This is a genomic window from Micromonospora sp. HB375, from assembly GCF_017872985.1.
Classification (GTDB): domain Bacteria; phylum Actinomycetota; class Actinomycetes; order Mycobacteriales; family Micromonosporaceae; genus Micromonospora; species Micromonospora chalcea.
On sequence record NZ_JAGGJO010000001.1, the window covers coordinates 5,617,501 to 5,641,571 of the forward strand.

The 24,071-nt window shown below is 73.3% G+C and carries 21 protein-coding genes, 2 tRNA genes and 1 pseudogene (1 of these 24 running past the window's edge); 8 read left to right on the forward strand and 16 right to left on the reverse strand.

Going from position 1 to position 24,071, the window contains the following annotated elements:
* Positions 1-659, reverse strand: the 5' portion of a protein-coding gene (locus J3R08_RS32760) for an EamA family transporter (protein WP_069087313.1). The gene continues 175 nt to the left of window position 1, outside the view; only the first 659 of its 834 coding nucleotides appear in the window; it begins with the start codon at positions 657-659; the stop codon falls past the left edge of the window.
* Positions 660-700: 41 nt separating this feature from the next.
* On the opposite strand from J3R08_RS32760, the gene J3R08_RS24730 reads away from it, so the two are divergent.
* Positions 701-1,324: a helix-turn-helix domain-containing protein gene (locus J3R08_RS24730; RefSeq protein WP_069087324.1), complete on the forward strand. Its 624-nt coding sequence runs from the start codon at positions 701-703 to the stop codon at positions 1,322-1,324.
* A gap of 22 nt (positions 1,325-1,346) precedes the next feature.
* Here the strand turns inward: J3R08_RS24730 and clpX are convergent, their stop codons facing one another.
* The 5 genes from clpX to J3R08_RS24755 all read right to left on the reverse strand — a co-directional run bounded on the left by clpX (position 1,347) and on the right by J3R08_RS24755 (position 5,929).
* Complete coding sequence (gene clpX, locus J3R08_RS24735; protein ID WP_018786885.1) at positions 1,347-2,639, reverse strand: ATP-dependent Clp protease ATP-binding subunit ClpX; 1,293 nt, start codon at positions 2,637-2,639, stop codon at positions 1,347-1,349.
* Positions 2,640-2,865: 226 nt separating this feature from the next.
* A complete protein-coding gene (locus tag J3R08_RS24740) occupies positions 2,866-3,528 on the reverse strand; it encodes an ATP-dependent Clp protease proteolytic subunit (RefSeq protein ID WP_013288034.1) in 663 nt (220 codons plus the stop codon).
* 14 nt (positions 3,529-3,542) lie between these two features.
* Positions 3,543-4,184: an ATP-dependent Clp protease proteolytic subunit gene (locus tag J3R08_RS24745; RefSeq protein WP_018786886.1), complete on the reverse strand. Its 642-nt coding sequence runs from the start codon at positions 4,182-4,184 to the stop codon at positions 3,543-3,545.
* A gap of 175 nt (positions 4,185-4,359) precedes the next feature.
* A complete protein-coding gene (gene tig / locus J3R08_RS24750) occupies positions 4,360-5,706 on the reverse strand; it encodes a trigger factor (RefSeq protein WP_043328957.1) in 1,347 nt (448 codons plus the stop codon).
* Between the two features lie 149 nt (positions 5,707-5,855).
* Positions 5,856-5,929, reverse strand: a tRNA-Pro gene (locus J3R08_RS24755).
* A gap of 265 nt (positions 5,930-6,194) precedes the next feature.
* Between J3R08_RS24755 and J3R08_RS24760 the strand changes: the two genes are divergently transcribed.
* A tRNA-Gly gene (locus tag J3R08_RS24760) sits at positions 6,195-6,268 on the forward strand.
* A gap of 383 nt (positions 6,269-6,651) precedes the next feature.
* Here the strand turns inward: J3R08_RS24760 and J3R08_RS24770 are convergent.
* The 3 genes from J3R08_RS24770 to J3R08_RS24780 form a co-directional block, all read right to left on the reverse strand.
* Complete coding sequence (locus J3R08_RS24770) at positions 6,652-7,626, reverse strand: S9 family peptidase (RefSeq protein ID WP_166457069.1); 975 nt, start codon at positions 7,624-7,626, stop codon at positions 6,652-6,654.
* A gap of 228 nt (positions 7,627-7,854) precedes the next feature.
* The gene (locus J3R08_RS24775) at positions 7,855-8,280 is read right to left on the reverse strand and encodes a nucleoside deaminase (RefSeq protein WP_166457068.1); all 426 of its coding nucleotides are present in this window, start codon (positions 8,278-8,280) and stop codon (positions 7,855-7,857) included.
* 15 nt (positions 8,281-8,295) lie between these two features.
* On the reverse strand, positions 8,296-9,324 hold the full coding sequence (locus tag J3R08_RS24780; RefSeq protein ID WP_245255632.1) for a questin oxidase family protein: 1,029 nt from the start codon (positions 9,322-9,324) through the stop codon (positions 8,296-8,298).
* 83 nt (positions 9,325-9,407) lie between these two features.
* Here J3R08_RS24780 and J3R08_RS24785 point away from each other — a divergent pair, with 83 nt between their 5' ends.
* Positions 9,408-9,917 carry a hypothetical protein gene (locus J3R08_RS24785; RefSeq protein ID WP_064448634.1) on the forward strand — a complete coding sequence of 170 codons (510 nt, stop codon included), beginning with the start codon at positions 9,408-9,410 and terminating at the stop codon, positions 9,915-9,917.
* Between the two features lie 7 nt (positions 9,918-9,924).
* On the opposite strand, the gene J3R08_RS24790 is transcribed toward J3R08_RS24785, so the two are convergent.
* Complete coding sequence (locus J3R08_RS24790; protein WP_069087309.1) at positions 9,925-10,572, reverse strand: MOSC domain-containing protein; 648 nt, start codon at positions 10,570-10,572, stop codon at positions 9,925-9,927.
* Between the two features lie 130 nt (positions 10,573-10,702).
* Between J3R08_RS24790 and J3R08_RS24795 the strand changes: the two genes are divergently transcribed.
* Both J3R08_RS24795 and J3R08_RS24800 read left to right on the forward strand, forming a co-directional pair.
* Positions 10,703-13,666, forward strand: coding sequence for an Hsp70 family protein (locus J3R08_RS24795; RefSeq protein WP_209962943.1), 2,964 nt, complete (start codon positions 10,703-10,705; stop codon positions 13,664-13,666).
* Between the two features lie 77 nt (positions 13,667-13,743).
* On the forward strand, positions 13,744-15,864 hold the full coding sequence (locus tag J3R08_RS24800; RefSeq protein WP_209962945.1) for a M14 family zinc carboxypeptidase: 2,121 nt from the start codon (positions 13,744-13,746) through the stop codon (positions 15,862-15,864).
* A 43-nt stretch (positions 15,865-15,907) separates the two neighbouring features.
* Here the strand turns inward: J3R08_RS24800 and J3R08_RS24805 are convergent.
* Positions 15,908-17,869, reverse strand: a pseudogene (locus J3R08_RS24805) (propionyl-CoA synthetase); the annotation flags it as partial.
* A gap of 235 nt (positions 17,870-18,104) precedes the next feature.
* On the opposite strand from J3R08_RS24805, the gene J3R08_RS24810 reads away from it, so the two are divergent.
* Positions 18,105-18,587 (forward strand): hypothetical protein, encoded by a 483-nt coding sequence (locus J3R08_RS24810; RefSeq protein ID WP_113974819.1) that lies wholly within the window; start codon positions 18,105-18,107, stop codon positions 18,585-18,587.
* Between the two features lie 51 nt (positions 18,588-18,638).
* Here J3R08_RS24810 and J3R08_RS24815 read toward each other — a convergent pair whose 3' ends face one another.
* The gene (locus J3R08_RS24815; RefSeq protein WP_209962947.1) at positions 18,639-19,181 is read right to left on the reverse strand and encodes a hypothetical protein; all 543 of its coding nucleotides are present in this window, start codon (positions 19,179-19,181) and stop codon (positions 18,639-18,641) included.
* Between the two features lie 98 nt (positions 19,182-19,279).
* Between J3R08_RS24815 and J3R08_RS24820 the strand changes: the two genes are divergently transcribed.
* Positions 19,280-20,500 carry a GNAT family N-acetyltransferase gene (locus tag J3R08_RS24820; RefSeq protein ID WP_280841906.1) on the forward strand — a complete coding sequence of 407 codons (1,221 nt, stop codon included), beginning with the start codon at positions 19,280-19,282 and terminating at the stop codon, positions 20,498-20,500.
* Positions 20,501-20,639: 139 nt separating this feature from the next.
* Complete coding sequence (locus J3R08_RS24825) at positions 20,640-21,014, forward strand: hypothetical protein (protein WP_043328934.1); 375 nt, start codon at positions 20,640-20,642, stop codon at positions 21,012-21,014.
* A 16-nt stretch (positions 21,015-21,030) separates the two neighbouring features.
* Here J3R08_RS24825 and J3R08_RS24830 read toward each other — a convergent pair whose 3' ends face one another.
* The 4 genes from J3R08_RS24830 to J3R08_RS24845 form a co-directional block, all read right to left on the reverse strand.
* Positions 21,031-21,501: a ribose-5-phosphate isomerase gene (locus J3R08_RS24830; protein WP_043328932.1), complete on the reverse strand. Its 471-nt coding sequence runs from the start codon at positions 21,499-21,501 to the stop codon at positions 21,031-21,033.
* Positions 21,502-21,572: 71 nt separating this feature from the next.
* Entirely contained in the window at positions 21,573-22,772 is a 1,200-nt protein-coding gene (locus J3R08_RS24835; protein WP_030502176.1) for a DUF1015 family protein, read from the reverse strand.
* 132 nt (positions 22,773-22,904) lie between these two features.
* Positions 22,905-23,234: a hypothetical protein gene (locus tag J3R08_RS24840; protein WP_069087302.1), complete on the reverse strand. Its 330-nt coding sequence runs from the start codon at positions 23,232-23,234 to the stop codon at positions 22,905-22,907.
* A gap of 181 nt (positions 23,235-23,415) precedes the next feature.
* Entirely contained in the window at positions 23,416-24,039 is a 624-nt protein-coding gene (locus J3R08_RS24845; RefSeq protein WP_043328926.1) for a DSBA oxidoreductase, read from the reverse strand.
* Between the last annotated feature and the right edge of the window lie 32 nt (positions 24,040-24,071).

Sequence of the window (24,071 nt, forward strand, 5' to 3'; positions counted from 1 at the left end):
GCGTTCGCTGCCGAGTCGAGCAGGCCGGCGGCCGCGGCCCAGCCGAGCACCCGCCGCCCGAGGCGCAGGCGAGTGCCGGTACGCGCGGCGAGCGCGAGGCCGAACGCGACGGAGCTGACGCGTACCGCCAGAACCGGCCACATGCCAGCGCTCTCGTCGGCCTGGCCGAGCAGCGCGAAGAAGACGCCGAAGAGCAGTCCCGCGGCGAGTGCCATGGCCAGGACGCGGCCGGAGACGCGGCGTGCGGCGCCGCGCTCCCCCAGGCTGACCAGCGCGATCGCGACCACGGCGAGCCCGGCGCCGCCCAGCGCCACCGCACCCGGGGAATCGGCGAGGACCAGGCCGGCGACGATCGGCACGATCGCCGCCGTGATCGCGGTGACCGGCGCGACGACGGCCATGACGCCGGTGGCCAGCGCGCGGTAGAGCAGCATGACGCCGCCCGCGCCCGCCACCCCGGCCAGCAGTCCCCAGCCCAGGTCGAGGGCGCTCGGGGTGCCGGGCACGACGAGTACGAGCACGACCAGCAGCGGAAGGCTGAGCATCTGCGACACGACGGTGACAGCGATGGGGTCGGCCCATCGGGACGCCTTGCCGCCGGAGAAGTCGGCCGTGCCGAAGGCGAGCGCCGAGACGGCGGCGAGGACAATGGGGAGCACCCCGCAGTCGTACCATAATAGTGACCGTGAAGGACAGTGTGATGACCGACGCAAGCGGACGGGTCGGCGCGGTGACCTCAGCGGTCGCCCGGCAGGTACATGAGTTGCGAGCCGCCCGCGGCTGGTCCTTCGAGGAACTGGCCGGCCGGTCCGGCGTCAGCAAGGGCATGCTCGTGCAGATCGAGGGTGCCCGCACCAACCCGAGCATCGGCACGCTCTGCCGGGTCGCCGACGCGTTCGGCGTCAGCATCGCCCGGCTGCTGGAGCCGGCCGAGGAGAGCACGGTACGGGTCAGCGCTGCCGATGACGCGCCGGTGCTGTGGCGCGGCCCGCACGGCGGCCTGGCGCGTCTGCTCAGTGGGCTCGGCGAGCCCGACCTGGTCGAGCTGTGGGACTGGCGGATGGAACCCGGAGAGACGTTGCGCTCCCCCGACCACGCCCACGGCACCCGGGAGATCCTGCACGTGCTCGACGGCGCCGCGACGGTCACCGTCGACGGCGTCGACCACGAGGTACGCGCCGGCGAGACGGTCGAGTTCCACGCCGACCGGGAGCACGGCTACCGGACGGCCGGCGACGAGCCGGTGCGCCTGATGATGGTGGTGGTCACCCCGTCGGGCGAGTGGGACCGGCGGACCCGTTCACGCGGACCGCGCCCGAGCTGACCCGGGCGCGGTCGCGACGGCGTCAGGCCGACTTCTCCTCGCGGTCCCGCCGGCGCCGGCCGGTGAACTCGCGGGGCACGATCGTCGGGTTGACGTTCTCCAGCACGACCTCGCGGGTGATCAGCACCCGGGCCGCGTCGGGGTTGCTCGGCACCTCGTACATCACGGAGAGGAGCACCTCTTCCATGATCGCCCGCAGGCCGCGGGCGCCGGTGCCGCGGAGCATGGCCTGATCGGCGATGGCCTCCAGCGCGGGCTGCTCGAACTCCAGCTCGACGCCGTCCAGCTCGAACAGGCGCTGGTACTGCCGGACCAGCGCGTTGCGCGGCTCGGTCAGGATCCGCACCAGCGCGGTGCGGTCGAGGCTGCGCACGTTGGTGATCACCGGAAGCCGGCCGATGAACTCGGGGATCAGCCCGAACTTCAGCATGTCCTCCGGCATGACCTGGCTGAAGATGTCGTCGGTCGACCGCTCGGACACCGACCGGAGCCGGGCGCCGAAGCCGGTGCCGCCGGAGCCGGTGCGGGCCTCGATGATCTGGTCGAGCCCGGCGAACGCGCCACCGCAGATGAACAGCACGTTGGTGGTGTCGATCTGGATGAACTCCTGGTGCGGGTGCTTGCGCCCGCCCTGCGGCGGCACGTTGGCGACAGTGCCTTCGAGCATCTTCAGCAGCGCCTGCTGCACGCCCTCGCCGGAGACGTCACGGGTGATCGAGGGGTTCTCCGACTTGCGGGCGATCTTGTCGACCTCGTCGATGTAGATGATGCCCGTCTCGGCGCGCTTGATGTCGTAGTCGGCGGCCTGGATCAGCTTCAGCAGGATGTTCTCGACGTCCTCGCCGACGTAGCCCGCCTCGGTGAGCGCTGTGGCGTCCGCGATGGCGAACGGGACGTTGAGCATCCGGGCGAGCGTCTGCGCCAGGTGGGTCTTGCCGCAGCCGGTCGGGCCGAGCAGCAGGATGTTGGACTTGGCCAGCTCCACGCCGTCGGTGCCGGACCCCGGGGCGCCGGCGGCCTCGGCCTGGATCCGCTTGTAGTGGTTGTAGACCGCGACGGCGAGCGCCTTCTTGGCCTGCTCCTGACCCACCACGTAGTTGTCGAGGAACTGGCAGATCTCCATCGGCTTGGGAAGCTCTTCCCACTTCACCTCGCCGGACTCGGCCAGCTCCTCTTCGATGATCTCGTTGCAGAGATCGATGCACTCGTCGCAGATGTAGACGCCAGGGCCCGCGATGAGCTTCTTGACCTGCTTCTGCGACTTGCCGCAGAACGAGCATTTCAGTAGGTCGCCGCCGTCACCGATCCGTGCCACCTACGTTCTCCCTGCACTCATCGGCCGGAACGCCGGCCCTGACCTGCGAGCGCCGGAGCGCCCGTCCGTCCTGTCGTTCCACCATGCTGTCGGCTCCACCGATCCGACCGGCGGAGCGGTACAGACCCGACGTTACCCGGTGGCCGGGTTTTCTCCGACCCCCAAAACCGGTGTGTCAGAGGTCGACCGGGAACGATACCCCGGCCGACCTCCGACCACACGTGGCTCAGCCCGCGGCGTGCGAAGCCAGCAGACCCTTCTTGCGGCTGGTCAGGATCGTGTCGACCAGCCCGTACTCCTTGGACTCCTCGGCCGTCATGATCTTGTCACGGTCGATGTCCTTGCGGACCTGCTCGATCGGGCGGTTGCAGTGCCGGGACAGCATGTCCTCCAGCTGCGTCCGCATCCGCAGGATCTCCCGCGCCTGGATCTCGATGTCCGAGCCCTGGCCGTAGCCGCCCTCGGTGGCCGGCTGGTGGATGATGATCCGGGAGTTGGGCAGCGCCATCCGCTTACCCGGGGTGCCCGCGGAGAGCAGCACCGCCGCCGCGCTCGCCGCCTGCCCGAGGCAGACGGTCTGGATGTCCGGGCGGACGTACTGCATGGTGTCGTAGATCGCCGTCATGGCGGTGAAGGAGCCACCGGGCGAGTTGATGTACATGATGATGTCGCGGTCCGGGTCGGTGCCCTCCAGCGTCAGCAGCTGGGCCATCACGTCGTTGGCCGACGCGTCGTCCACCTGCACGCCGAGGAAGATGATCCGGTCCTCGAAGAGCTTGTTGTACGGGTTGGACTCCTTCATCCCGTACGACGTGCGCTCGACGAACGACGGCAGGACGTAGCGGTTGTGCACGGCCGCGAACTGGGGCGGCAGGCTCAGGTCGGTCATCGTCAGCTCCTCGCTCAGCTCAGGGTCCCGGCGCCATCCGGAACCTGCGCGGCTCCGATGATCACCTTGTCGATGAAGCCGTAGTCCATGGCCTCCTGGGCGGTGAACCAACGGTCGCGGTCCGAGTCGGCCTCGATCTGCTCCTGGGACTGGCCGGTGTGGAACGCGACCCGCTCCTGGAACATCCGCTTGGTGTAGAGCATCTGCTCGGCCTGGATCGCGATGTCCGACGCGGTGCCGCCGAGGCCACCCGACGGCTGGTGCATCATGATCCGCGCGTGCGGCAGGGCGTAGCGCTTGCCCTTGGTGCCGGCGCAGAGCAGCAGCTGGCCCATCGAGGCCGCCATGCCCATCGCCACTGTCGAGACGTCGTTGTCGATGTACTGCATGGTGTCGTAGATCGCCATGCCGGAGTAGACCGAGCCACCCGGCGAGTTGATCCAGAGGAAGATGTCGCGGTCCGGGTCCTCCGCGGCGAGCAGCAGGAGCTGCGCGCAGATGCGGTTGGCCACCTGGTCGTTCACCTCGCTGCCCAGGAAGATGATCCGTTCCTTGAGCAACCGGTTGTAGACCGAGTCGTCGAGGTTGCCAATGGAGTCGCCACCGCGGGCCTCGTTCACCCGGAGCGACTTCTTGGGGATGTGCATGTCGGTCATGGCAGCCCTTCGCTCTCCGTACCGTCCTACCCGACACTAACCGCTCAGCCGGGAGGCGTACTCCCGGTCGGGGCACTGTTCGCTCTCAGCGCAGTCACCCGCACGGCGTACCCCGGAAAGGGTTTCGGCCGCCTCCCGGCGCACAGCGCGGGACGGCGGCCGACACCCCCGACGGTCAGTGCTGGTGGTCGTGCTCGGCCTCGTTCTGGGCCCGCAGCGCGTCGAGGGAGACCTCGTTGCCCGCCGAGTCCTTGATCTTGATCTTCTCCATCACCGCGGCGAGCGCCTTGCCCCGGCGGACGTCGCCGAAGACGGCCGCGGCGGCGCCGGAGCGGACCAGCTGGTCGTAGTACTGCTGCGGGGCCATGCCGGCGCGCTGCGCCCGGTGCACGATCTCGTGACCGAACTCGTCGTCGGAGACCTGCACGTCCTCGGCGTCGGCCAGCGTGTCCAGCAGGAGCTGGATCTTGACGCCGTCGGTCGCCGCCTCGGTCAGCTCGGCGTCGATCTGCTCCTCGGTCTTCTCCTCCGCCGCGAGGTACTCCTCCAGGGAGGCGCCGATGCGCTCGAGCTGGTCGACCATCGCGGCCTTGCGGCTCTCGACCTCCTCCTTGACGACGCCCTCGGGCGCCGGCACCTCGGCGGCGGCCACCATCTGCTCCAGGGCCTTGTCGCGGGCGGCGTAGATCTGCTCGACCTGCTTGCCCCGGGTGATCCGCTCCCGCAGGTCGCCGCGCAGCTCGTCGATGGTGTCGAACTCGCTGGCCATCTGCGCGAAGTCGTCGTTGAGCTCGGGGAGCTCCTTCTCCTTGACCGTGCGGACGGTCACCGCCACGTCGGCGTCGCGGCCGGCGTAGTCGCCACCGACGAGCTGCGTGGTGAAGGTGGTGCTGTCGCCGGCGGCCAGGCCGACCAGCGCCTCGTCCAGACCCGGCAGGAGCTGCTTGCTGCCCACCTCGTGCGAGATGTTGCTCGCCGAACCGCCCGGGACCTCCTCGCCGTCGACCGTGGCGTTCAGGTCGATCTGCACGAAGTCGCCCTCCTGGGCGGCCCGCTCGACGGTCTTCAGCGTGGCGAAGCGCTCGCGCAGGCTGTTGATCTGCTCGTCGATCTCGCTGTCGGCGATCTCGATCTCGTCGACGGTCACCTCGATGGTGGCCGGGTCCGGCAGGGTGATCTCCGGCCGGACGTCCACCTCGGCGGTGAAGTTGAGCGAGTCGCCGTCGTTGAACTCCGTGATGTCGACCTCGGGACGGCCCAGCGTCTTCAGGTCGTGCTCCCGGACCGCGGCGAGGATGTTCTGCGGGATGGCCTCCTGGATCGCCTCGTTGAGGACGGTCCCCCGGCCCACCCGCTGGTCGATCACCGCGCTGGGAACCTTGCCCCGGCGGAAGCCGGGAACCTGGACCTGCTGGCCGATCTCCCGGTACGCCTTCTTGAGGCTCGGCTCGAGCTCGACGAACGGCACCTCGATGGCGAGCCGCACGCGCGTCGGGCTCAGAGTCTCGACGGTGCTCTTCACAGGCGTACTCCTTGACGGATCTGGGTGTTGATTCTGGGGCGTGATTGCGCGCATCGAGTGTAGGCGAGCCGGCCGACGGCATCGGCAGGGCCCGGGCACCGCGCGGAAAAAACCGGCGGTTCCCGGGACGATCCGGTCGCGAACGACAGTCGGGGTGGCGGGATTTGAACCCACGGCCCCTCGCTCCCAAAGCGAGTGCGCTACCAAGCTGCGCCACACCCCGTGGCGACGAAGAGTGTATGCCGTCCGGTCCCCCGCGCGGGTGACCGGGGCGCGGCGCGGCGGTCGGCGGGCCGCCGCCGGGCCGCCGCCGCGCCGCCGCTGGGCCGCCAGTTCGGGGAAGTGGCTGGGTCCGAGGGCCCGGGAAGGCGCCACCTCGCCGAGGTGGTGTGGATCTTGACGGTCCGGGGCGAGCGCGGGGTATGCGCTTCGCGGCGCCAACCCGGATTGGGTACGCTGTCGGCGCGCCCTGCTGTAGTGGGGCGCTCGCGGGCGTAGCTCAATGGCAGAGCTTCAGTCTTCCAAACTGACGGTGCGGGTTCGATTCCCGTCGCCCGCTCCACCCACGAAGGCCCAGGCAGACCGCATGATTGCGGCACCTGGGCCTTTCGCTTCCGTGGGGCGGATCTTGCGACCATCCGCAGCCCCCGGTCGACAGCGACGGGTTTCGTTACCGCGTCCGGTCAGCATTCCTGCGCACCGATCTCCGGACACCGGGCAGAGCGTCATGACCGCTACGCGCAGGAGGCCGCTGGGCGTACTCGAAACTGTCAGCACTACCGAGCATCGGCGAGGAGCACTGGGTCCACCGGATGCGGCAGTCCGGGCTGGCGGACCTCATGCCGTCGCTGCGGGACACCGTCTGGGTCGGGCTGAGCGCCGTCGAGGTCGTCTCCGAGGGGCAGTGGAGGTGGTTCCCCGCGTGAGCACCCGCCCATGCCGCGATCAGCGCGCCGCGTACCCCAGGTCGGTCGCCGGCAGGCGGCGCCGCAGCCAGGTGACGACGAGTTCGTCGAAGCCCGGCGCCCGCTCGGCAGGGGTGTAGCGACCCTCCTTCACCTGCGCGGGTCCGTCGCCCGTGTAGACGCGGATGCTGTGGTCGGCGCCGGGGAAGACCACAGTCGTGTGGTCGGCGTGGCCCGCGTCGTCGAGGGCGCTGCTGATCGCGCGCACGCTCGCCTCCACCGGCACGAGCAGGTCGTCCGCGCCGAAGATCGCCAGCAGCGGGCAGCGCAGGGCCGCCAGTGCCGGGGCGGGGTCGTAGTCCGCGATGCCCGCGATGAACGCGATGGACTCGGGTGTCGTCCCGGCGAGCATCGGATACCAGGAAGCGCCGTGCCAGTGCGCCTGCGCGGCGTGCACGCGTGCCGGGTCGTCGCCCGACCGGACCCGCCGGATCTGGTCGCGTAGCAGGAGAAGCGCCTGCTGGATGTCCGTGTCGCTGAAGCCCTCCGCCGCGAGTTGGTGGCGGAGCCGGTACTCCTCCTGGACCCGTACGCTCACGCCCGGACCCGACACCGTCACCACCGCCGCGATCCCGTCGTCAGCGGCCGCCGCGAGGTGAGCCACCCAGCCGCCCTGGCTGCCGCCGATCAGCGCGACCGCGCCGGACAGCACGTCCGCGCGGCTCCGCACGGCCCGGACCGCTGCCACGGTCTCGTCGGCGCGGTCGGTCATGGTCTGACGGGTCCAGTCACCCGTTGACGCTCCGGAACCGGGCTTGTCGTAGGCGAGGCTCGCGAAGCCGGCTGCGGCCAGCCTCGTCTGCCACGACCCCTGGTCGCGGCCACCGGGACCGGAACCCTCGACGAAGACCACCGCCGGGTACGGCCCCGGCCAGGGCGGCCGGACGAAGTCGCCGACCAGCTCGTTCCCGTCGTCGAGGAACGAGAACTCCGCGGTCACCGGCTCGAACAACACCCCGCCGACCGTACGGGGTGCCTGCCACCCGCCCGCGTCCTCAGGCGACGGTGACGGGCCAGCCGTACGGCCGGCGGGTCTCCCGCCATCTCGTGCCCGTTCCGAACGCCTGGCTGTGAAGCAGCTCAGTCGCATCGACCTTGGTCAGCAGCGCCGGAGCGAGCCCCCGGTCAGATGGGCCACACCGGCTCGGCGAGCCGCCATCTCCACCCGATCGGCGCCGATGGCCTAGTAGTGGTCCTCGATCGGCCGGCGCGCCTCGTCGAACAGCGCCGGTCCGTCGTACCGCACCGGGCGCGGTGCCGGGGTGGCCGGCTTGACCTGCTCGAACTGCTCGGTGGACAGGGCGTACACGACCCGGCCGAGGCCTGATGCGTTGATCGCCACGGTGCACATCGGGCAGGGCTGGCAGCTGGTGTACATGGTGGTGGCGACCGCCGCGTCGGGGGCGAGCTGCCGGGCGGCCCAGCGGGCCAGCTTCAGCTCCGGGTGCGCGGTGACGTCCCGTTCGGAGACCACCGTGTTGTGGTCCTCGATCAGGACGGCACCGTCCGCGCCGACCAGCAGCGACGCGAACGGCCGCTCGCCGGACGCGCCGGCCCGGTCGGCGAGTTCCACGGCGCGGCGCAGGAACGCTTCGTCGTCGGGGGTCATCGGCTCTCCTGGTGGTCAGTCGGCGGCGATCTGCTCGACGGATCGGGCGGCGACGGCGCGCAGGACCGGGTCACCGCTGCGGGCGTACGCATCGCTCAGGGTGTCGATGAATTTGATCGCGTGCGCGTCCCCGGTGTCCAGCGCACGCGCCATGGCCTCGCCGAGTTCCGGCCCGGCGGCCGGTGGGAGGGCACGCGCCTCGACCGGGGCGTAGGCGGCGGTGACGGCGGCGGTCGCCGCCCAGGCGGCGGCCAGGCTCGGCCGCCAGAGCGCCGGCGGCAGGGCCGGCAGCGTCCGCAGCACGGCGTTCGGCGCGGTCGCCGCGTGTACGAGCATGACCGGGGCGGCGTACCCGTGGGTGCCGTGCCGGAGCACGGCGGCGTCAACGACCGCCGCGAGCCGGGTGGGCGCGTCGTCGGCCGCGTCGCCGGGCACCGCCGCCGCCACCGCCGGCCACCGGGTCAGGTCGGCCAGTTGCGCCAGGCGGGACCGGATGCCGAACCGCTGGTCGGGTACGCGGGGCACCGCGTCGAGCGCGGACCGCGCGTCTGTCACCGGGTACGGCCCGGCGCCTGGCGGCGCGAGCGGCTGCCAGCGGGCGGCCCAGTAGGCGAGCCCGTGGCCGAGTTCGGTGACCCGCGGTCCGGTCTCGGCGTCGAGCAGGGCGCGTACGGCGTGCCCGACCCGGATGACACCGTGCGTGGCCCCGGCGGCGATGCCCGGCAACAGTCGCGGCCACCACCGGGCCAGCACGTCGCGCCACGGCTCGCCGGCCAGCTCGCGGTCGAAGAGGTCGAGCCAGTCGCCGGTACGCACCGGGTCGCCGAGCGGGTCGCGCCACTCCGCGGGTGCGATACGCCGGATGCCGCGCGGGCGTTCCTCCAGCCGGTCGGCGTACGCGTCGATCCAGCGGTGCACCGCCCGCCCGTGGCCGTGGCGCACCAGCGCCTCCGCCGCCATCGGCACGTGGTTGGACAGCCACCCGTCGCGCTCGGGACCGGTGTGGCGTACGCGCTCGTACGCCTCGTCGAGTACGGAGTTCAGCACGTCGGCAAGCGTCCGACCTGAAGTCCGGTTGACGTCAAGCGGCGCGGAACCGGCGGGGATCGGACGACGTCGAAGCGGCCATGAGACTTCGTGCTCTGCTTGTCGTCGCCCTGGCAGCTCTCGGCCTCGTCGTCGTCATGTCACCCCCGAAACCCGCGTGGGCGTGCTCGTGCGTCGGGTCCACCACCGAACAGGACGCCAACGCCGACAGCACCGTCGTCGGCACCGTCTCGCAGGTGACCGACAGGGCGATCCGGCTCACCGTCGAGTCCGTCGAGAAGGGCGGCGCCCAGGTCGGGAACAGCCTCACGCTGCGCGTCTCGCCCGGCGAGGCCGCCTGCGGCTACGCCTTCCGCCTCGGCACCCGGTACCGGGTGAACTCGTATGGTGGCGCCACCGGCGTGTGCGCCGGAATCCGCGAGCTGTCGAGCCCGGCGGCGGCCACCACGCCGTCCGTCGCGACGGCTGAGCGGACGCGGGCCGCGGGACCGCCTGCCTGGTGGATCGTCGGCGGCGTGACGGTGGCGGCGCTCGCCGCCGCCGGGCTGGTGGTGGCGGCCAGGCGGCGGACCGGACGCGGACAGCCCTGACGGCCGGTCAGGACAGGCGGCGGCGGATCCGTGCCATGTCCTCCTCGGGCAGCGCGTCGGCCACCAGCAGCCGGGGCAGCAGCTCCGTCTCCAGCGTCGTGGCCCGGAACACCAGCGCCACCGTCACGTCGTGGCCGGGCCGGTGCACGACCTCGACCGGGTCTCCGGTCCCGACGCTGCCCGGCGTGATCACCCGCAGGTACGCCCCGGGCCGTACCTCCTCGGTGAACCGCTTGATCCAGCCGCGTTCGCCCAGCCACCCCTGGAACGTCCCGCAGGGGATGCGCGGGCAGGTGACCTCCAGCACCAGGTCCGGGCCGATCCGCCACCGCTCGCCGATCAGCGCGCCGTTGACGTCCAGCCCGCTGGTGGTCAGGTTCTCGCCGAAGCTGCCGTCGGCGAGCGGGCGGCCCAGCTCGGCCTCCCAGTGGTCGAGGTCCTCCCGCGCGTACGCGTAGACCGCCTGGTCGGTGCCGCCGTGGTGGGCCACGTCGTAGACCCGGTCGCCGGCCAGCCCGACATCGCCGGTGCCCTTCGGTCCGGGGGCGGTGACGGCGACCCGGCCGTCCACGGGCCGCTTGTCGATGCCGGTGGCCCCGATGCCCTTCCACGGGTTCGGTTGCGGTCGGCCCACGTTTACGGAGATCACCCTCATGACGGCGACGGTATGCGGCGCAGGGCCGGACGGGCCAGTCCATTCCCCCGGGCCGGGTGAACGGCGAGGCGGCGTGGCCTGCGTACGATGCGGGCCGGACATCCTCGTCGGGTGGTGGAGGTAGCCGCGGATGGCAGGCCAGCAGGACGGTTTCGCCCTCGGCGTGGACCTCGGCACCTCGAACACCGTGGCGGTGCTGCGCTGGCCGGACGGGCGGACCCGGCCGGTGCTCGTCGACGGCCATCCGATCCTGCCGTCCGGCGTGTACGCCGACGCGGACGGTCACCTGCACGTCGGGCGGGACGCGCAGCGCCTGGCGCAGGCCGACCCGGCCGGCTACGAGCCGAACCCGAAGCGCCGGGTCGACGAGGAGACCGTCGAGCTGGGTGGGCGGGCGTACCGGCCGGCGGAGCTGCTGGCCGCGACGCTGCGCGCGGTCGCGGACGCGGCGGTGGCGGCGGTCGGGATGCTGCCCCCGGCGGTGGTCACCCACCCGGCGGCCTGGACGCCGGCCCGCCGTCAGGTGCTGCACGACGCGCTGGAACTCGCCGGCTGGCCGGCTGCGGCCGAGCACACGCTGGCCGGGCCGATCGCGCCCGGCACCCGCCTGCTGCGCGAGCCGGTGGCCGCGGCGCGCTACTTCACGCAGGTGCTGCGCCGGCCGGTGCCGGTGGGCGGTTCGGTGGCGGTGTTCGACTTCGGCGGCGGCACGCTCGACGTGGCGGTGCTGCGCAACGAGGGCGCCGACCCGTGGGGCGACTCCGGCTTCCAGCTGGTCGCCACCGGCGGCATTCCCGACCTCGGCGGCCTGGACCTGGACGCGGCCCTGCTCGGGCGGCTCGGCGAGCTGGTCGGCCCGGCCCACCCGCGTGAGTGGGCCCGGCTGACCGAGGCGACGACGACCGCCGAGCGGAGGGACCGCCAGCAGCTCTGGGACAACGTGCGCGGCGCGAAGGAGATGCTGTCCCGGGCCATGGTGGCGCCGGTGGCCGTACCGGGGGTGGAGGCGGCGGTGCCGCTGCCCCGGGAGGACTTCGAACGCCTCGCCGCGCCGCTGCTGGCCCGGGCGGTGACGGAGACCCGGGAGGTGACCGCCGCCGCCGGGCTGCGACCGGAGCAGCTCAGCGGCCTGTTCCTGGTCGGCGGGTCGACCCGGGTGCCGCTGGTGGCCCGGCTGCTGCACGCCGAGCTGGGCATCGCGCCGACGGTGCTGGAGCAGCCGGAGATGCCGGTCGCCGAGGGCGCGCTCACCGACCTGCCGCTGCCCCGCCGGTCCGGGCGCCCGGCCGCGCCGGTCCAGCTGGCGTCCGCCCAGCCCGCGCCCACGCAGCCCGAACCGACAGGGCCCGCGCCGGGCGGGACCGACGCCGGCACGGCGAGCGCCGCCACGGTCCCCGCCGGTGCGACCGGGACGAACCCGACCGCGCCGCTCGGCGGTACGGACGCGGCCTCCGCCGGACCGCACGGCACGCTGGTCGCCGACGGGCCCGTCCCGCAGACCCCCGCCACCAGGTACGACGGCACGCTGCTCGCCGGAGGTCCGGTCCCGCACCCGAGGTACGACCGCACTCCGGGCGTCCCCGGTTTCGTGCCGCCGGGGGCAGCGCCCGCCGCGCACCACGCCGGACCCGGCGTACCCGGGATGCCGCCGCCCGGCGGTGGATGGCCGCCGGCGGGGCCCGGTCCCGGCGTACCCGGGGCGCCTTTCTCCCCCGCTCCGGGCGGTGTCCGGCCCGGCGGCGGCCGGCCCCGGCGCGGCCGGTGGATCGCGCTCGGCGCGGGTCTCGTGGTCGTCGCCGTGGCGGCGTCGGTGCTGCTCTGGGTGTTCCGGGACCGGCACCCGGCGCTGGACTTCCACACCGCCGAGCTGGTGAGGACGGTAGCCGCCGGTGACACGCGGCCGGACCAGATGTTCACCGCGACGCTCGGGGAGCGCGCCTACCTGGCCCGTTCGCTGCCCGACGACCACCTCCACGTGACGGCCGTCGAGGCGGCCACCGGCAGGACGGTCTGGGAGAAGCGGACCGACGCGGCCACGCAGCGGTGGGCGGGGATCCGGGCGCTGCCCGACGGGCTGCTCGTCCTCGGCGACGCCACCGGCAGCGGCACTCCGCGCGTGCTCGCGGTGCTCGACGGCGATTCCGGCGAGCAGCGCTGGCAGACGGACGTGGGCCGCGACGACGCGCTGTTCTTCGGGGCCGACACGCTGGTCCGGGTGGACCGGGCCGGCGAGCGCCTGGTCGGGCTGCGGTTGGACGACGGCCGGCAGCGGTGGGAGCGGCGCAACCCGCGCACCGAGTACGGCGACGCCCGTACGAAGGTGCTGCCGGTCGGCACCGGCGCGGCGCTGGACGGGCCCGGTGACGCCGAGGGCTCGCCGCTCGCCCCGTGGGCGGGGAAGGCGGACCGGCTGGTGCAGGTCGGCGCGGACCGCTCGGTCCGGGTCCTGGACCTGCGCAGCGGAAAGATCCTCAAGGACCGGGGCAACGTGGCCGGCCTCGACGACCCGATGGCCGCCCGCGACGACCGGCTGTACGTGGCGGAGGACGACCGTGGCCTGCGGCTGCTCTCCTACGACCTGGGCAGCCTCGGCACGCCCGGCGTGCTGTACGAGGCGCCGGAGCAGGGCGGCCGGGTGAAGGACCTGGTCACCTGCGGGGAACGTCGCGTGTGTCTGCTGGAGACGCCCGCCGGCGGCGCCGACGGCACCCGGGTGGTGGCGGCGACCGAGGGTGAGGGCAACCGGCAGTGGGCGGCGCCGGGCGCCGAGTCGCTGGTGCCGGTCGGTGAGCACGTGCTGGCCGTGCAGGGCTCGCCGGACGCGGTGACGCTGTTCGCGCCGGACGGCACGGCGAAGGTGCTGCGGGACCGGGACGGGTTCGCGGTCCGGCTGGACGCCGGCAACCTGCTGATCTTCTCCGAGGCGCCGAGCGCGTACGAGGACGACCGGGTCCTCGCCGGCACGGCGGTGGACGGCAAGCCGGTCGAGATGGGGCAGCTCAAGCAGATCCGCAGCGAGTCCTGCTCGTGGAACACCGAGATGCTTGTTTGCGGCGCGGAGAAGGAGTTCCGGTTGTACCGGTTCGCCGGCTGACCGGAAGTGAGCTTGACAGCGATCGATGCCTCGGCTGGTGTGAACGGCAGAGAGATCGACGTTCGTCAGGAGGCCCCGTGTTCGTCCGACGACGGTGGACCGCGCTCGCCACCACCAGCATCCTGATCGCCGCTGTCCTGTCCCATCCCGGCCCCGGCGCCGCCGCGCCGGCCGCCCCCGCGCTCACCCTCGCCCCCACCGAGACCGCGCTGGTCCGCGTGCAGCTCGCCGACCGGGCGCAGCTCGACCGCCTGGTCGCCGGCGGCGCGGACCTGGCCAACCGTCCCCGCTCGCGGGACGGCAAGCTGATCGCCGACCTGGTCCTCACCGGCCGGCAGCTCGCCGACCTCACCCGGCAGGGCGCGACCGCCCTGCAGGTCGTACAGCGGGCCGACGACGGCACCCGGCGGATCGCCGAGAGCCGCCGCGCCGCCCAGGAGCGCACCCGCACCGGGCTGCGCGCGAGCGGCGCCGCCGCTGTCGACACGCTCCAGTTCCTCCAGGCGTACTGGTGGACCACCGGCGGGCGGACGTTCGTCCAGGCGCAGGTCGCCACCACCGCCAGCGACGACCCCGACGTGGAGATCACCGTCACCTGGCGTACCGCCGACGGCGCCACCGGCTCGTTCCCGCTGTACCGCTTCGAGGACTCGGGCGAATACCAGTACCACTACGCGCTGCCGCAGCCGGCGCCCGGCCGGCCCGTGCAGTTCACCGCCACGTCCAGCCTGGGCGGGACGAGCCGGCCGGTCACGCCGTCGCTCTGGCCGAACGCCTCCCCGCCGCCGCAGCCGGCCGGCTACCAGAAGGACTTCATCGACGCGTACCTGACGCCGGTCGACATCAAGGCGCGCATCGCCCGGCTCGGCCGCCAGTACCGCGACCTGGTCGACGTGATCGACCTGCCGAACAAGACGCAGGGCTACCGCCGCAACGCCGCCGCCTACCTGGGTGACCCGGCGGCCGCCGCCGTGGTGGTGGAGTCGGTCCGCTTCGGCGACCAGGGCATGAACGGCGTGCAGGTACGCACCGTCGACCCGGGCCGGCCGAGCCGGCCGCTGAGCATGCGCTACCGGGACCGGGTGCTCACGATTTCGCTGGCCACCGACCGGGCGGGCAAGGTGACGAGCACCACCGACGACGTCGCCGCCCTGATCAACGCGCCGCGCGGCGCCCGCTTCCGGGCCACTGTGGAGGAGGGCTCGGCCGGGCTGCCGATGCCGGTCACCGGGCCGGTACGCCTCGACGACGGGTTGCAGGGCACCGAGGTGCCGGCCCGGCCGTGGACGGTGCAGGCACTGCGCATCGGCAAGCACCGTGACGGCTCCCGGATCGGCGTGCTGGCGTACTCGCAGGAGCACGCCCGCGAGTGGGCCACCCCGCTCGTCACGCTGGAGTTCGCCGAGCGGCTGCTGGCCAACGCCCGCACCGACGCGGCGACCCGCAAGCTGCTGGAGCAGGTGGACGTGTTCGTCATCCCGACGGTGAACCCGGACGGCGCGAACTACTCGTTCCACGACTACAACTTCCAGCGCAAGAACCTGGTCAACCACTGCGCCGGTGAAGCGCGGGACCCGAAGTACCGGAACATGTGGGGCGTCGACGTCAACCGGAACTACACGGTCGGATCCCTGTTCGACGGGTACGTGGGCGCGAGCACGAACTGCCTGGCCGGCAACTACGCGGGCACGGCGGAGCTGTCCGAGCCGGAGAGCCGCAACGTGATCGACCTGGCCAAGGCGCACCCGAACATCAAGTTCGCGATGAACGTGCACTCGTACGGCGGCTACTTCATGTGGCCGCCCGGGGCGTACAAGGCCGACGGGCGGGTGACGCTGCCGCGCCCGTCGATCGACGAGTCGACGCTGTTCCTGGCCAGCGCCCGGCGCATCGTCGGGGCCATCGCGGCCGAGCGCGGCACCGTCACCTGGCCGTCGCAGACCGGCCCGGTCGCCGACGTGCTCTACTCGGCGGCCGGCAACTCGGCCGACCAGCTCTACTACGAGCTGGGCATCTTCGCCTGGGACTTCGAGGTCGGCAACGACAGGTGGAACGAGGCCACCGGCCAGTGGGAGGGCGTCGGTTTCCAGCCGCCGTTCGACGAGGCGCACGGCGAGGCGCAGGAGTACGCCGGCGGCCTGGTGGAGCTGGTCCGCGTCGCCCGCGACTACGCGGCGAGCAACCCGGTCCGGCGCTGAGGGCAGGCGGTCCCCGGCCGGTGGAGCCCGGCCGGGGACCGCGTCAGCCCTGCCCGTCCCGGTCCGCGGCGCCGAGGTCGCGGAAGACGGTGAGCGCGCCCGCGTCGTCGATGGTCGCCGGGACCGGCTCGTCGCGCCCCTCGACCAGGCCCCGCATGGTGCGCCGCAGGATCTTCCCGGAACGGGTCTTGGGCAGCGCCGGCACCACTGTCACCCGGCGGAACGCGGCCACCGGGCCGATCCGCTGCCGGACCAGCGCGACCAGTTCGGCGGCGAGCGCGTCCGAGTCCACGTCGGCGCCGGCCTTGAGCACCACGTACCCGCTGGGCACCTGCCCCTTCAGCGCGTCGGCCACGCCGATCACCGCGCACTCGGCCACCGCCGGGTGCGTCGCCAGGACCTCCTCCATCGCGCCGGTGGACAGGCGATGCCCGGCCACGTTTATGACGTCGTCGGTGCGGCCCATCACGTACAGGTAGCCGTCCTCGTCGAACCGGCCGCCGTCGCCGGTCAGGTAGTGGCCGGGAAACGTCGACAGGTAGGAGCGGACGAACCGCTCGTCGTCACCCCAGAGCGTGGGCAGGCAGCCGGGCGGCAGCGGCAGCCGGATCACGATCGAGCCGTCCGTGCCGGGCGGCACGTCCCGGCCCGCGCCGTCGACCACGCGCACGTCGTAGCCGGGCACCGGCACCGTCGGCGACCCCGGCTTGATCGGCAGCGGCTCCAGGCCGCGCGGGTTGGCCGCCACCGGCCAGCCGGTCTCCGTCTGCCACCAGTTGTCGACCACGGGTACGCCGAGCCGCTGCCCCGCCCAGGCCCAGGTGTCCGGGTCCAGCCGCTCACCGGCGAGGAAGAGGGTACGCAGCGCGCTCAGGTCGTACCGGTCGATGTGCGCGCCGTCCGGGTCCTGGCGGCGGATCGCCCGGATCGCGGTGGGCGCGGTGAACAGGGCCGCCACCCGGTGCTCGGCGGCGACCCGCCAGAACGCCCCGGCGTCGGGGGTGCCGACCGGCTTGCCCTCGTAGAGCACGGTGGTCGCGCCGGTGAGCAGCGGCGCGTACACGATGTAGGAGTGGCCGACCACCCAGCCCACGTCGGAGGCGGCCCAGAAGACCTCGCCCGGCTCGATGCCGTAGACGTTGCGCATCGACCAGCGCAACGCCACCGCGTGCCCGCCGTTGTCCCGCACCACGCCCTTGGGCCGGCCGGTGGTGCCGGAGGTGTAGAGGACGTAGAGCGGGTCCGTGGCGGCCACCGGCTCGCACGACGCCGGTTCCGCGTCCGCCATCACCTCGGCCCAGGTCAGGTCGCGGCCCGGCACCAGCGGCGCCGGTTCCTGCGGGCGCTGCACCACCACGCACCGCTCCGGCGCGTGCCCGGCCTCGTCCAGCGCGGCGGCCAGGATCGGGTGGTACGGCACCACCCGGTCGGCCTCGATGCCGCAGGAGGTCGCCACCACCACCTTCGGCCGCGCGTCGTCGATCCGGACGGCCAGCTCGTGCGCGGCGAAGCCGCCGAATACCACCGAGTGCACCGCGCCGATCCGGGCGCAGGCCAGCATGGCGATCACCGCCTCCGGGACCATCGCCAGGTAGAGCAGCACCCGGTCGCCCCGGCCGACGCCGAGCCGGCGCAGCGCACCGGCGAACCGGGCGGTCTCGGCGAGCAGTTCGGCGTAGGTGAGCGTGCGGACCGTGCCGGTCACCGGGCTGTCGTGGATCAACGCGGGCTGGTCGCCACGCCCGGCGGCGACGTGCCGGTCCAGCGCGTTGTGACAGGTGTTCAGCACCCCGTCGGGGAACCAGCGGTACAGCGGCGCCGCCTCCTCGTCGAGGATGTGCTCCGGCGGGATGACCCAGTCGATGTCGGCCGACGCGTCCCGCCAGAAACCGGCCGGGTCGGCGATGCTCCGCTCGTACGCTGATCGATACGCGCCCATGCCGTCATGCTGCGCCGCGGCGCACCGCCGGCACGACGGCCGGACGGGTCCGGTGCGCCGGAAGCACGGCCCGGCTCGCTGAACGGCCGCTCACGGCGGTGGGCGGTGGCCGCTCAGCCCAACGGGCGACGGATGAAGCCCGTGGGGCGGGGTAACCCAGCACGGTCCTGGTGGAGAGACGACCGGTGTCGCGGCGTACCGCGGCCGGGCACGCGGGCGGGCGGCGCGAATGCCGCCCGCCCGCGCATCCCGGGGCAAACCGAGTTTGATCGACGACGGCTGTCGACTAGCGTGCGCAGGCGTGAAAACCAATCGGATCTTGCCGATCCTCCTGACCTGTGCCGTGCTGGGGCTCGCCGCGTGCGGCGACGAGAAGCCCTCGACCACGGCCGGGCCGGCGGCCACCTCGGCCTCCGCCACCCCCTCGTCGGCTGCCCCCTCGCCGTCGGCGGCCGCCGCCGTGAGCGACAAGGAACTCTGCACCGCCGCAGAGAAGATCAACAAGGACATGCGGGCGAAGCTCATGACCGCCGTGCAGTCGGGCGGCGACCTGACGAAGCAGACCGGCGCGATCCTGACCGAGCTCGGTGACCGGGTGACCCAGCTCGCCGGGACCGCCGGCGACGGCAAGGCGGCCACCGCCCTGAAGGAGTTCGCCGCGGAGGCCGCCAAGGCGGGCTCAGCCGCCGACCCGGGCACCGCCGCCGACAACCCCGCCATGGAGAAGGCCAGCAAGGACATCAACGCCGCCTGCAAGACGGCCGGCGCACCGACCACCTTCTGACGCCGACGCCCCTGTCGTCCGTCCGGCGCGCGCCGGACGGACGACAGTCACCTAGACGCCGGTCACCCAGTTCCAGGCGGAGACCACCCACTCGGTCTGCTGCAGGTACGCCACCCCCACGCCGACCAGGAACAACGCGGTGACCAGGTGAGCACCCTTGGCGCTGCGGCGCACCCGGCCGAACTGCCGTTCCAGGATCAGCCGGCCCAGCAGCCGGGCCAGCGCGAACAGGCCGACCGCAGTGAGCAGGCTGAGCACGAACGTGAGCAGCGGCGCCATCAGGTTGCCCCGCCCGGAGATCGCCCAGATGCCCCAGCAGACGAACGCGAACAGGGCCCCGGCGGCGCTCAGCTCCCCGCCCTTGCGGGCCTGGGCGAGATGCCAGCTCATCGGCCGGCGCGGCGCCGGCTCACCGGCCCAGTCGCCGTGCTGCTCGACGGTGGGGAACTGCTCGGTGCGGGGCGTACGCCGCGTGCGCGGCTGACCGACCGCCGCCACCCCGCGCTGGAACGCGTCCCGCTGCGGGGGCACCACCCCCGGCTGGGGCGGCACCTCCACGGTGCGCTCGGCCCACGGCTGTGTCTGGTCCGCCATCCTCGTCCTCCCCCTCGGCCGATCCCGGCCTCGCTTCCGAGGGTAGCCAGCCCGCAAATAGGGTGCCGACCCCCATCGCGGTGCGATACACACGTGCCGTGACTGACGTGCTGGTATCCCGAGCTGAGGACTTCGACGACATCGCGGCGCTGCTGGCGCTGGCCTTCCACGGCGATCTGGACCCCGACGTGCAGGCGCTCGAACGCCCGATCTTCGAGCCGGACCGGTCGTTACTGGTCCGCGACGGCGGGACGGTCGTGGCAAACGCCGCCGCGTTCAGCCGCGAACTGGCCGTACCCGGCGCGAACGTGCCGGCCGCGCACGTGACGATGGTCGCTGTCGCGCCGACGCACCGGCGGCGCGGCCTGCTCACCGCGCTGATGCACCGCCAGCTGCGGGACGTCCGCGACGCCGGCCGGGAACCGATCGCGGTGCTCTGGGCCAGCGAGGGCCGCATCTATCCCCGCTTCGGCTACGGGTCGGCGGCACCGCGGTACATGCTGTCCGTGGACACCACGGGGCTGCGCCTGCCCGCCCCGGCGCCCGCCGAGGGCAGGCTGCGTCTGGACCGTCCGGAGGCGCGCCGGGACGAGCTGGCCCGGCTGTACGAGCAGGCGCGCGCCGACCGCCCCGGCTGGTCCCGCCGCGACGAGCGCTGGTGGTCGTACCTGCTGGCGGACCTGAAGGCGCACCGGGGCGGCGCCACCGAACGCCGGGTGCTGCTGCACGAGGGCCCCGGCGGGGTCGACGGATATGCGCTCTACCGGACGAAGGACAGCTCGACGGCCACCGGCCCGCAGGCCGAGACGCAGGTCGGCGAGGTGGTGGCGCTGACGCCGGAGGCGTACACGGCGCTGTGGCGCCTGCTGCTCTCGGTCGACCTGACCCGGCGGCTGTCGTTCCCGATCGCGGCCCTGGACGAGCCGCTGCTGCGGCTGGTGGACGAACCCCGCCAGCTCTCCCCGCACCTCGCCGACGCGCTCTGGGTGCGGGTGGTGGACGTGCCGGCCGCGCTCGCCGCCCGGCGCTACGCCGCTGACGTGGACGTGGTGATCGAGGTCACCGACGAGCTGCTGAAGGAGAACACCGGCCGCTGGCGGCTGGTCGGCGGCCCGGACGGGGCGGAGTGCACGCCCACCACCGCACCGGCCGGGCTGGCGTGTGACGTACGCGCGCTCGGTGAGCTGTACCTCGGCGGCGCGAACCCGTACGCGCTGGCCGCCGCCGGCCGTGTCCGGGAGCTGCTCCCGGACACGCTGACCGCGCTGACGCCCGCCTTCACCTGGTACCGCGCCCCCTCCCCCATGGAGGTCTTCTGACCGCCCGCCCCGCCCGTTTTCCCCGTCGATCATGAAGTTGGCGGCGTGAACCGTCCGGTTCGTCCCGGCCAACTTCATGATCGCGCGGGCGCGGGCGCGACCCCGGGCGCGGGTGGGTCGGGGGCGGTACGGTCGGGGGATGGGTGAGGCGGAGCGACGGCGACGACGGCTACGGCATCACGGCGAGGCCGGCGCCCCGGCCGACAGCGCCGACGGCACCACGGCCAGCACCGCCCCCGTACACGACGACGTGACGCCCCGGGCCCCGCGCGGCGGCCGGCCGGGCGAGCCGGAGCCCCGCGGACGCCGCGCCGCCCCGACCGCCGAGGAGGGCGAGCGCGGGCTGCGCGGGCTGGTCGGCTCCGGCTCGTCGCAGGTGAGCGTCACCGCCGCGCTGCGGGCACGGGACGCCGCCCGCCCCACCGACGACGATCTCGCCGCGGCGGAGGAGCGGGTGGTGCTGATCCGGCGCAACTGGGTGCCCCGCGAGGAGCTGCCCCGCAACGGGCGGTGAGCCCGGCGGCGTCCGGTCAGGCGGGCAGCTCGGGCAGCTTGCGGCTCTGCTCGTAGGCGGCCACCTGCTCGATGCGCCGGCTGTGCCGGGGGTTGCCGGAGAACGGCGTGGTCAGGAACGCCTCGACCAGCGCGGTCGCCTCGTCCAGCGTGTGCTGCCGGGCGCCGATCGCGACGACGTTGGCGTCGTTGTGCTCGCGGGCCAGCTGGGCGGTCTCCACGTTCCAGGCCAGCGCCGCCCGGACGCCGGCGACCTTGTTCGCGGCGATCTGCTCGCCGTTGCCGGAGCCGCCGATGACCACGCCGAGGCTGCCCGGGTCACCGACCACCCGGTCGCCGGTGTGCAGGCAGAACGCCGGGTAGTCGTCGTCCGGGTCGAAGGCGTGCGGACCCACGTCCACCACCTCGTAGCCCTGCTTGGCCAGGTGGTTGGCGAGGTGCACCTTCAACTCGAAACCGGCGTGGTCGGATCCCAGGTAGACGCGCATACCGCGCAGTCTGACAGGCCCGCCTCCGGGCCGGCGAACCGGCGGCGACCCGGAGGCGGTACGTCACACGGTCAGTGCGGCAGCTCGGCCACGACCAGGCCGGCCCGCGCCTTCGGGGTGAACCAGGTGCTCTTGCGGGGCATCTTCTCCCGGGCCAGGTTCACCGCGACGAAGTCGTCCACGGTCACCGGCGCGACGAGCACCGCCAGCTCGGCCCGGCCGGCGTCGACCTCACCGACGAGCCAGCTCGCCGGATAGTCGCCGCCCACGTACGTGATCCGCTTGTCGCCCGGGTCGAGGCCCAGCGCGTCGCGCAGCAGCAGGCGCTCGACGAGCGCGTGGTCGAGGTTCTCCAGCCGGCCCGCGCCGACGTGCGGCAGCGTCACCGCGTACCCCCGGCCGCCGAGGTAGAGGCGCACGACGCCGCCGGTGGCCGGCACGTCGACCGGCCCGTCCACCGGGGTGATCTCCGCGCCCGCCGCGCGCAGCCGGTCGAGCAGCTCCTCCGGCGTGGTGGTCAGCTCGCTGACCAGCCGGTTGTAGGGCTGGATCGCGACCGACGCGGGCGTGGTGACCACCGCCAGGAAGCGCGGGAACCCGCCGGTCTGCGCGGCCAGGCTGCGGTGGTTGCCGTCCGCGACCACCAGCTCCCCGCCGCCGGCGAGCGCGGTCAGCTCGTCCTGCGTGGCACCCGGGCCGAGCAGCCAGATCGCGTGCGTGCGACCGGACTGGTCGACGTCCGTCGCGGCGGGCGCGCCGGCCGCGTCGGTCGCCGCCGCGAGCGCGGCGTGCAGCTCGTCGCCCTTGCCGGTCTGGAGCAGCAGTACGGGCGACAGCAGGTGACCGAGCGCCTCGGCCAGCGCGACGCGCTCGCGCACCTTGGCGATGAACACGTCCTCGTTGCGGATCACCAGGCCTGGCTCGTCGGCGCGGGTGGAGATCTGGTCGGTGTCGACCATGGCCCACAGCCCGTACGCGCTCTCCTCGCCCGGCGCGCTGATCCGGTAGAGCACCACCACCTGCTCGGCCGGCGTGTAGCTGCCGTCCGCCTTCGCCTCGGCCAGGCGCGCCACCGCGTCCGGCAGCGCGTCGAGGAAGGACTTCCCGAGGCTGCCCGGCGCCCGGTGGGGCATCTCGATGCCCAGCGCGCTGTGCGGATTCGCCTCGACGATGGAGGTGATCTCCGCGTCGTCGGCGAACTCGTCGTAGTTCTGCGCGCCGGTGCCGCCAGTGGTGATCCAGGCCCGGTTGATCGGATGCACGACCGTCATGTCCGCTGACGCTACCCGGGCCCCGATCGCCCCCGCCGCCGGACTCACCCCCTTACCACCAGGTGAAAGGAAGGGCCCCCTGTTAACGCCTCCGGTAGAGGAAGGGCCCCTTCTTAACACCGGGAGGGCGGCTCAGGCGGTGGGGTTACGGTGCCGGCCCGGAACCGGACGGCGAGCCGGGGCGGCGGGGCGGGAGCCGGCGTTGAGGCGTACCGTCGTCGCGCCCGCGGCGGCGCCGGTACGAGACGGCGCCCGCCCGGGCCGGACGGTCTCGGCCGGCGGCGTCATCCGCGACGTGGCCACCACCCGGGCCACGCCGACCACGATCGGCGGGGCCAGCAGGTCGGCCACCTCGGCCGGGCCGGCCGGCCAGTCGCTCTCGGTCACCGACCAGTACGTCGCACCGGAGTCCTCGGTCGCCGGCTGCGGCGCGTCGTCGGACATGCGGCGGTGCTTAGCCATGGGAACGCCTCCAGGAGCTGCCGTGGTGCGGCCCCGCGTGGGCCGTCGGCTGGGACATCCGGTGAAACGAGCCCCGCACCGGCCCGGTGACGGGCGGGTGCGGGGCTCGGGGCGCGCTGCGGGTGTTAACAAGGGGCCCTTCCGCTGCCGGAGGCGTTAAGAAGGGGCCCTTCCTTACCCCTCAGTCGAAGATGGGGCCCTGCTCGCGGGTGCGCTTGAGCTCGTAGAACCCGGGGGTGGCGGAGACCAGCAGCACACCGTCCCAGAGCCGGCCGGCCGCCTCGCCCTTGGGCGCCGGGGTGATCACCGGGCCGAAGAAGGCGACCTGCCCGCCGTCCGGGCCCGGCGCGTGGATCACGGGCGTGCCCACCTCGGTGCCGACCGGCCGCATGCCCGCCTCGTGGCTGGCCCGCAGCGCGTCGTCGTACTGGGTGGACTCGGCGGCGTCGGCGAGCGCCGGGTCCAGACCGACGTCGGTGAGCGCGCCGACCAGCATGTCGCGGCCCAGTTCCTCCTTGCCGAGGTGGATCCGGGTGCCCATCGCGGTGTAGAGCTTCGCCAGCGTCTCGGCGCCGTGCGCCTGCTCGACGGCGATGCACACCCGCACCGGACCCCAGCCCTTGACCATCAGGTCCTGGTACTCCTCCGGCAGGTCCCGGCCCTCGTTGAGCACGGACAGGCTCATCACATGGAACCGGATGTCCACGTCCCGGACCTGCTCGACCTCGAGCAGCCAGCGGGAGGTGATCCAGGCCCACGGGCACAGCGGGTCGAACCACATGTCCGCGGTGACACGTTCGGTCACGGTGTCATCCCTTCACGACAATGTCGCGCCGG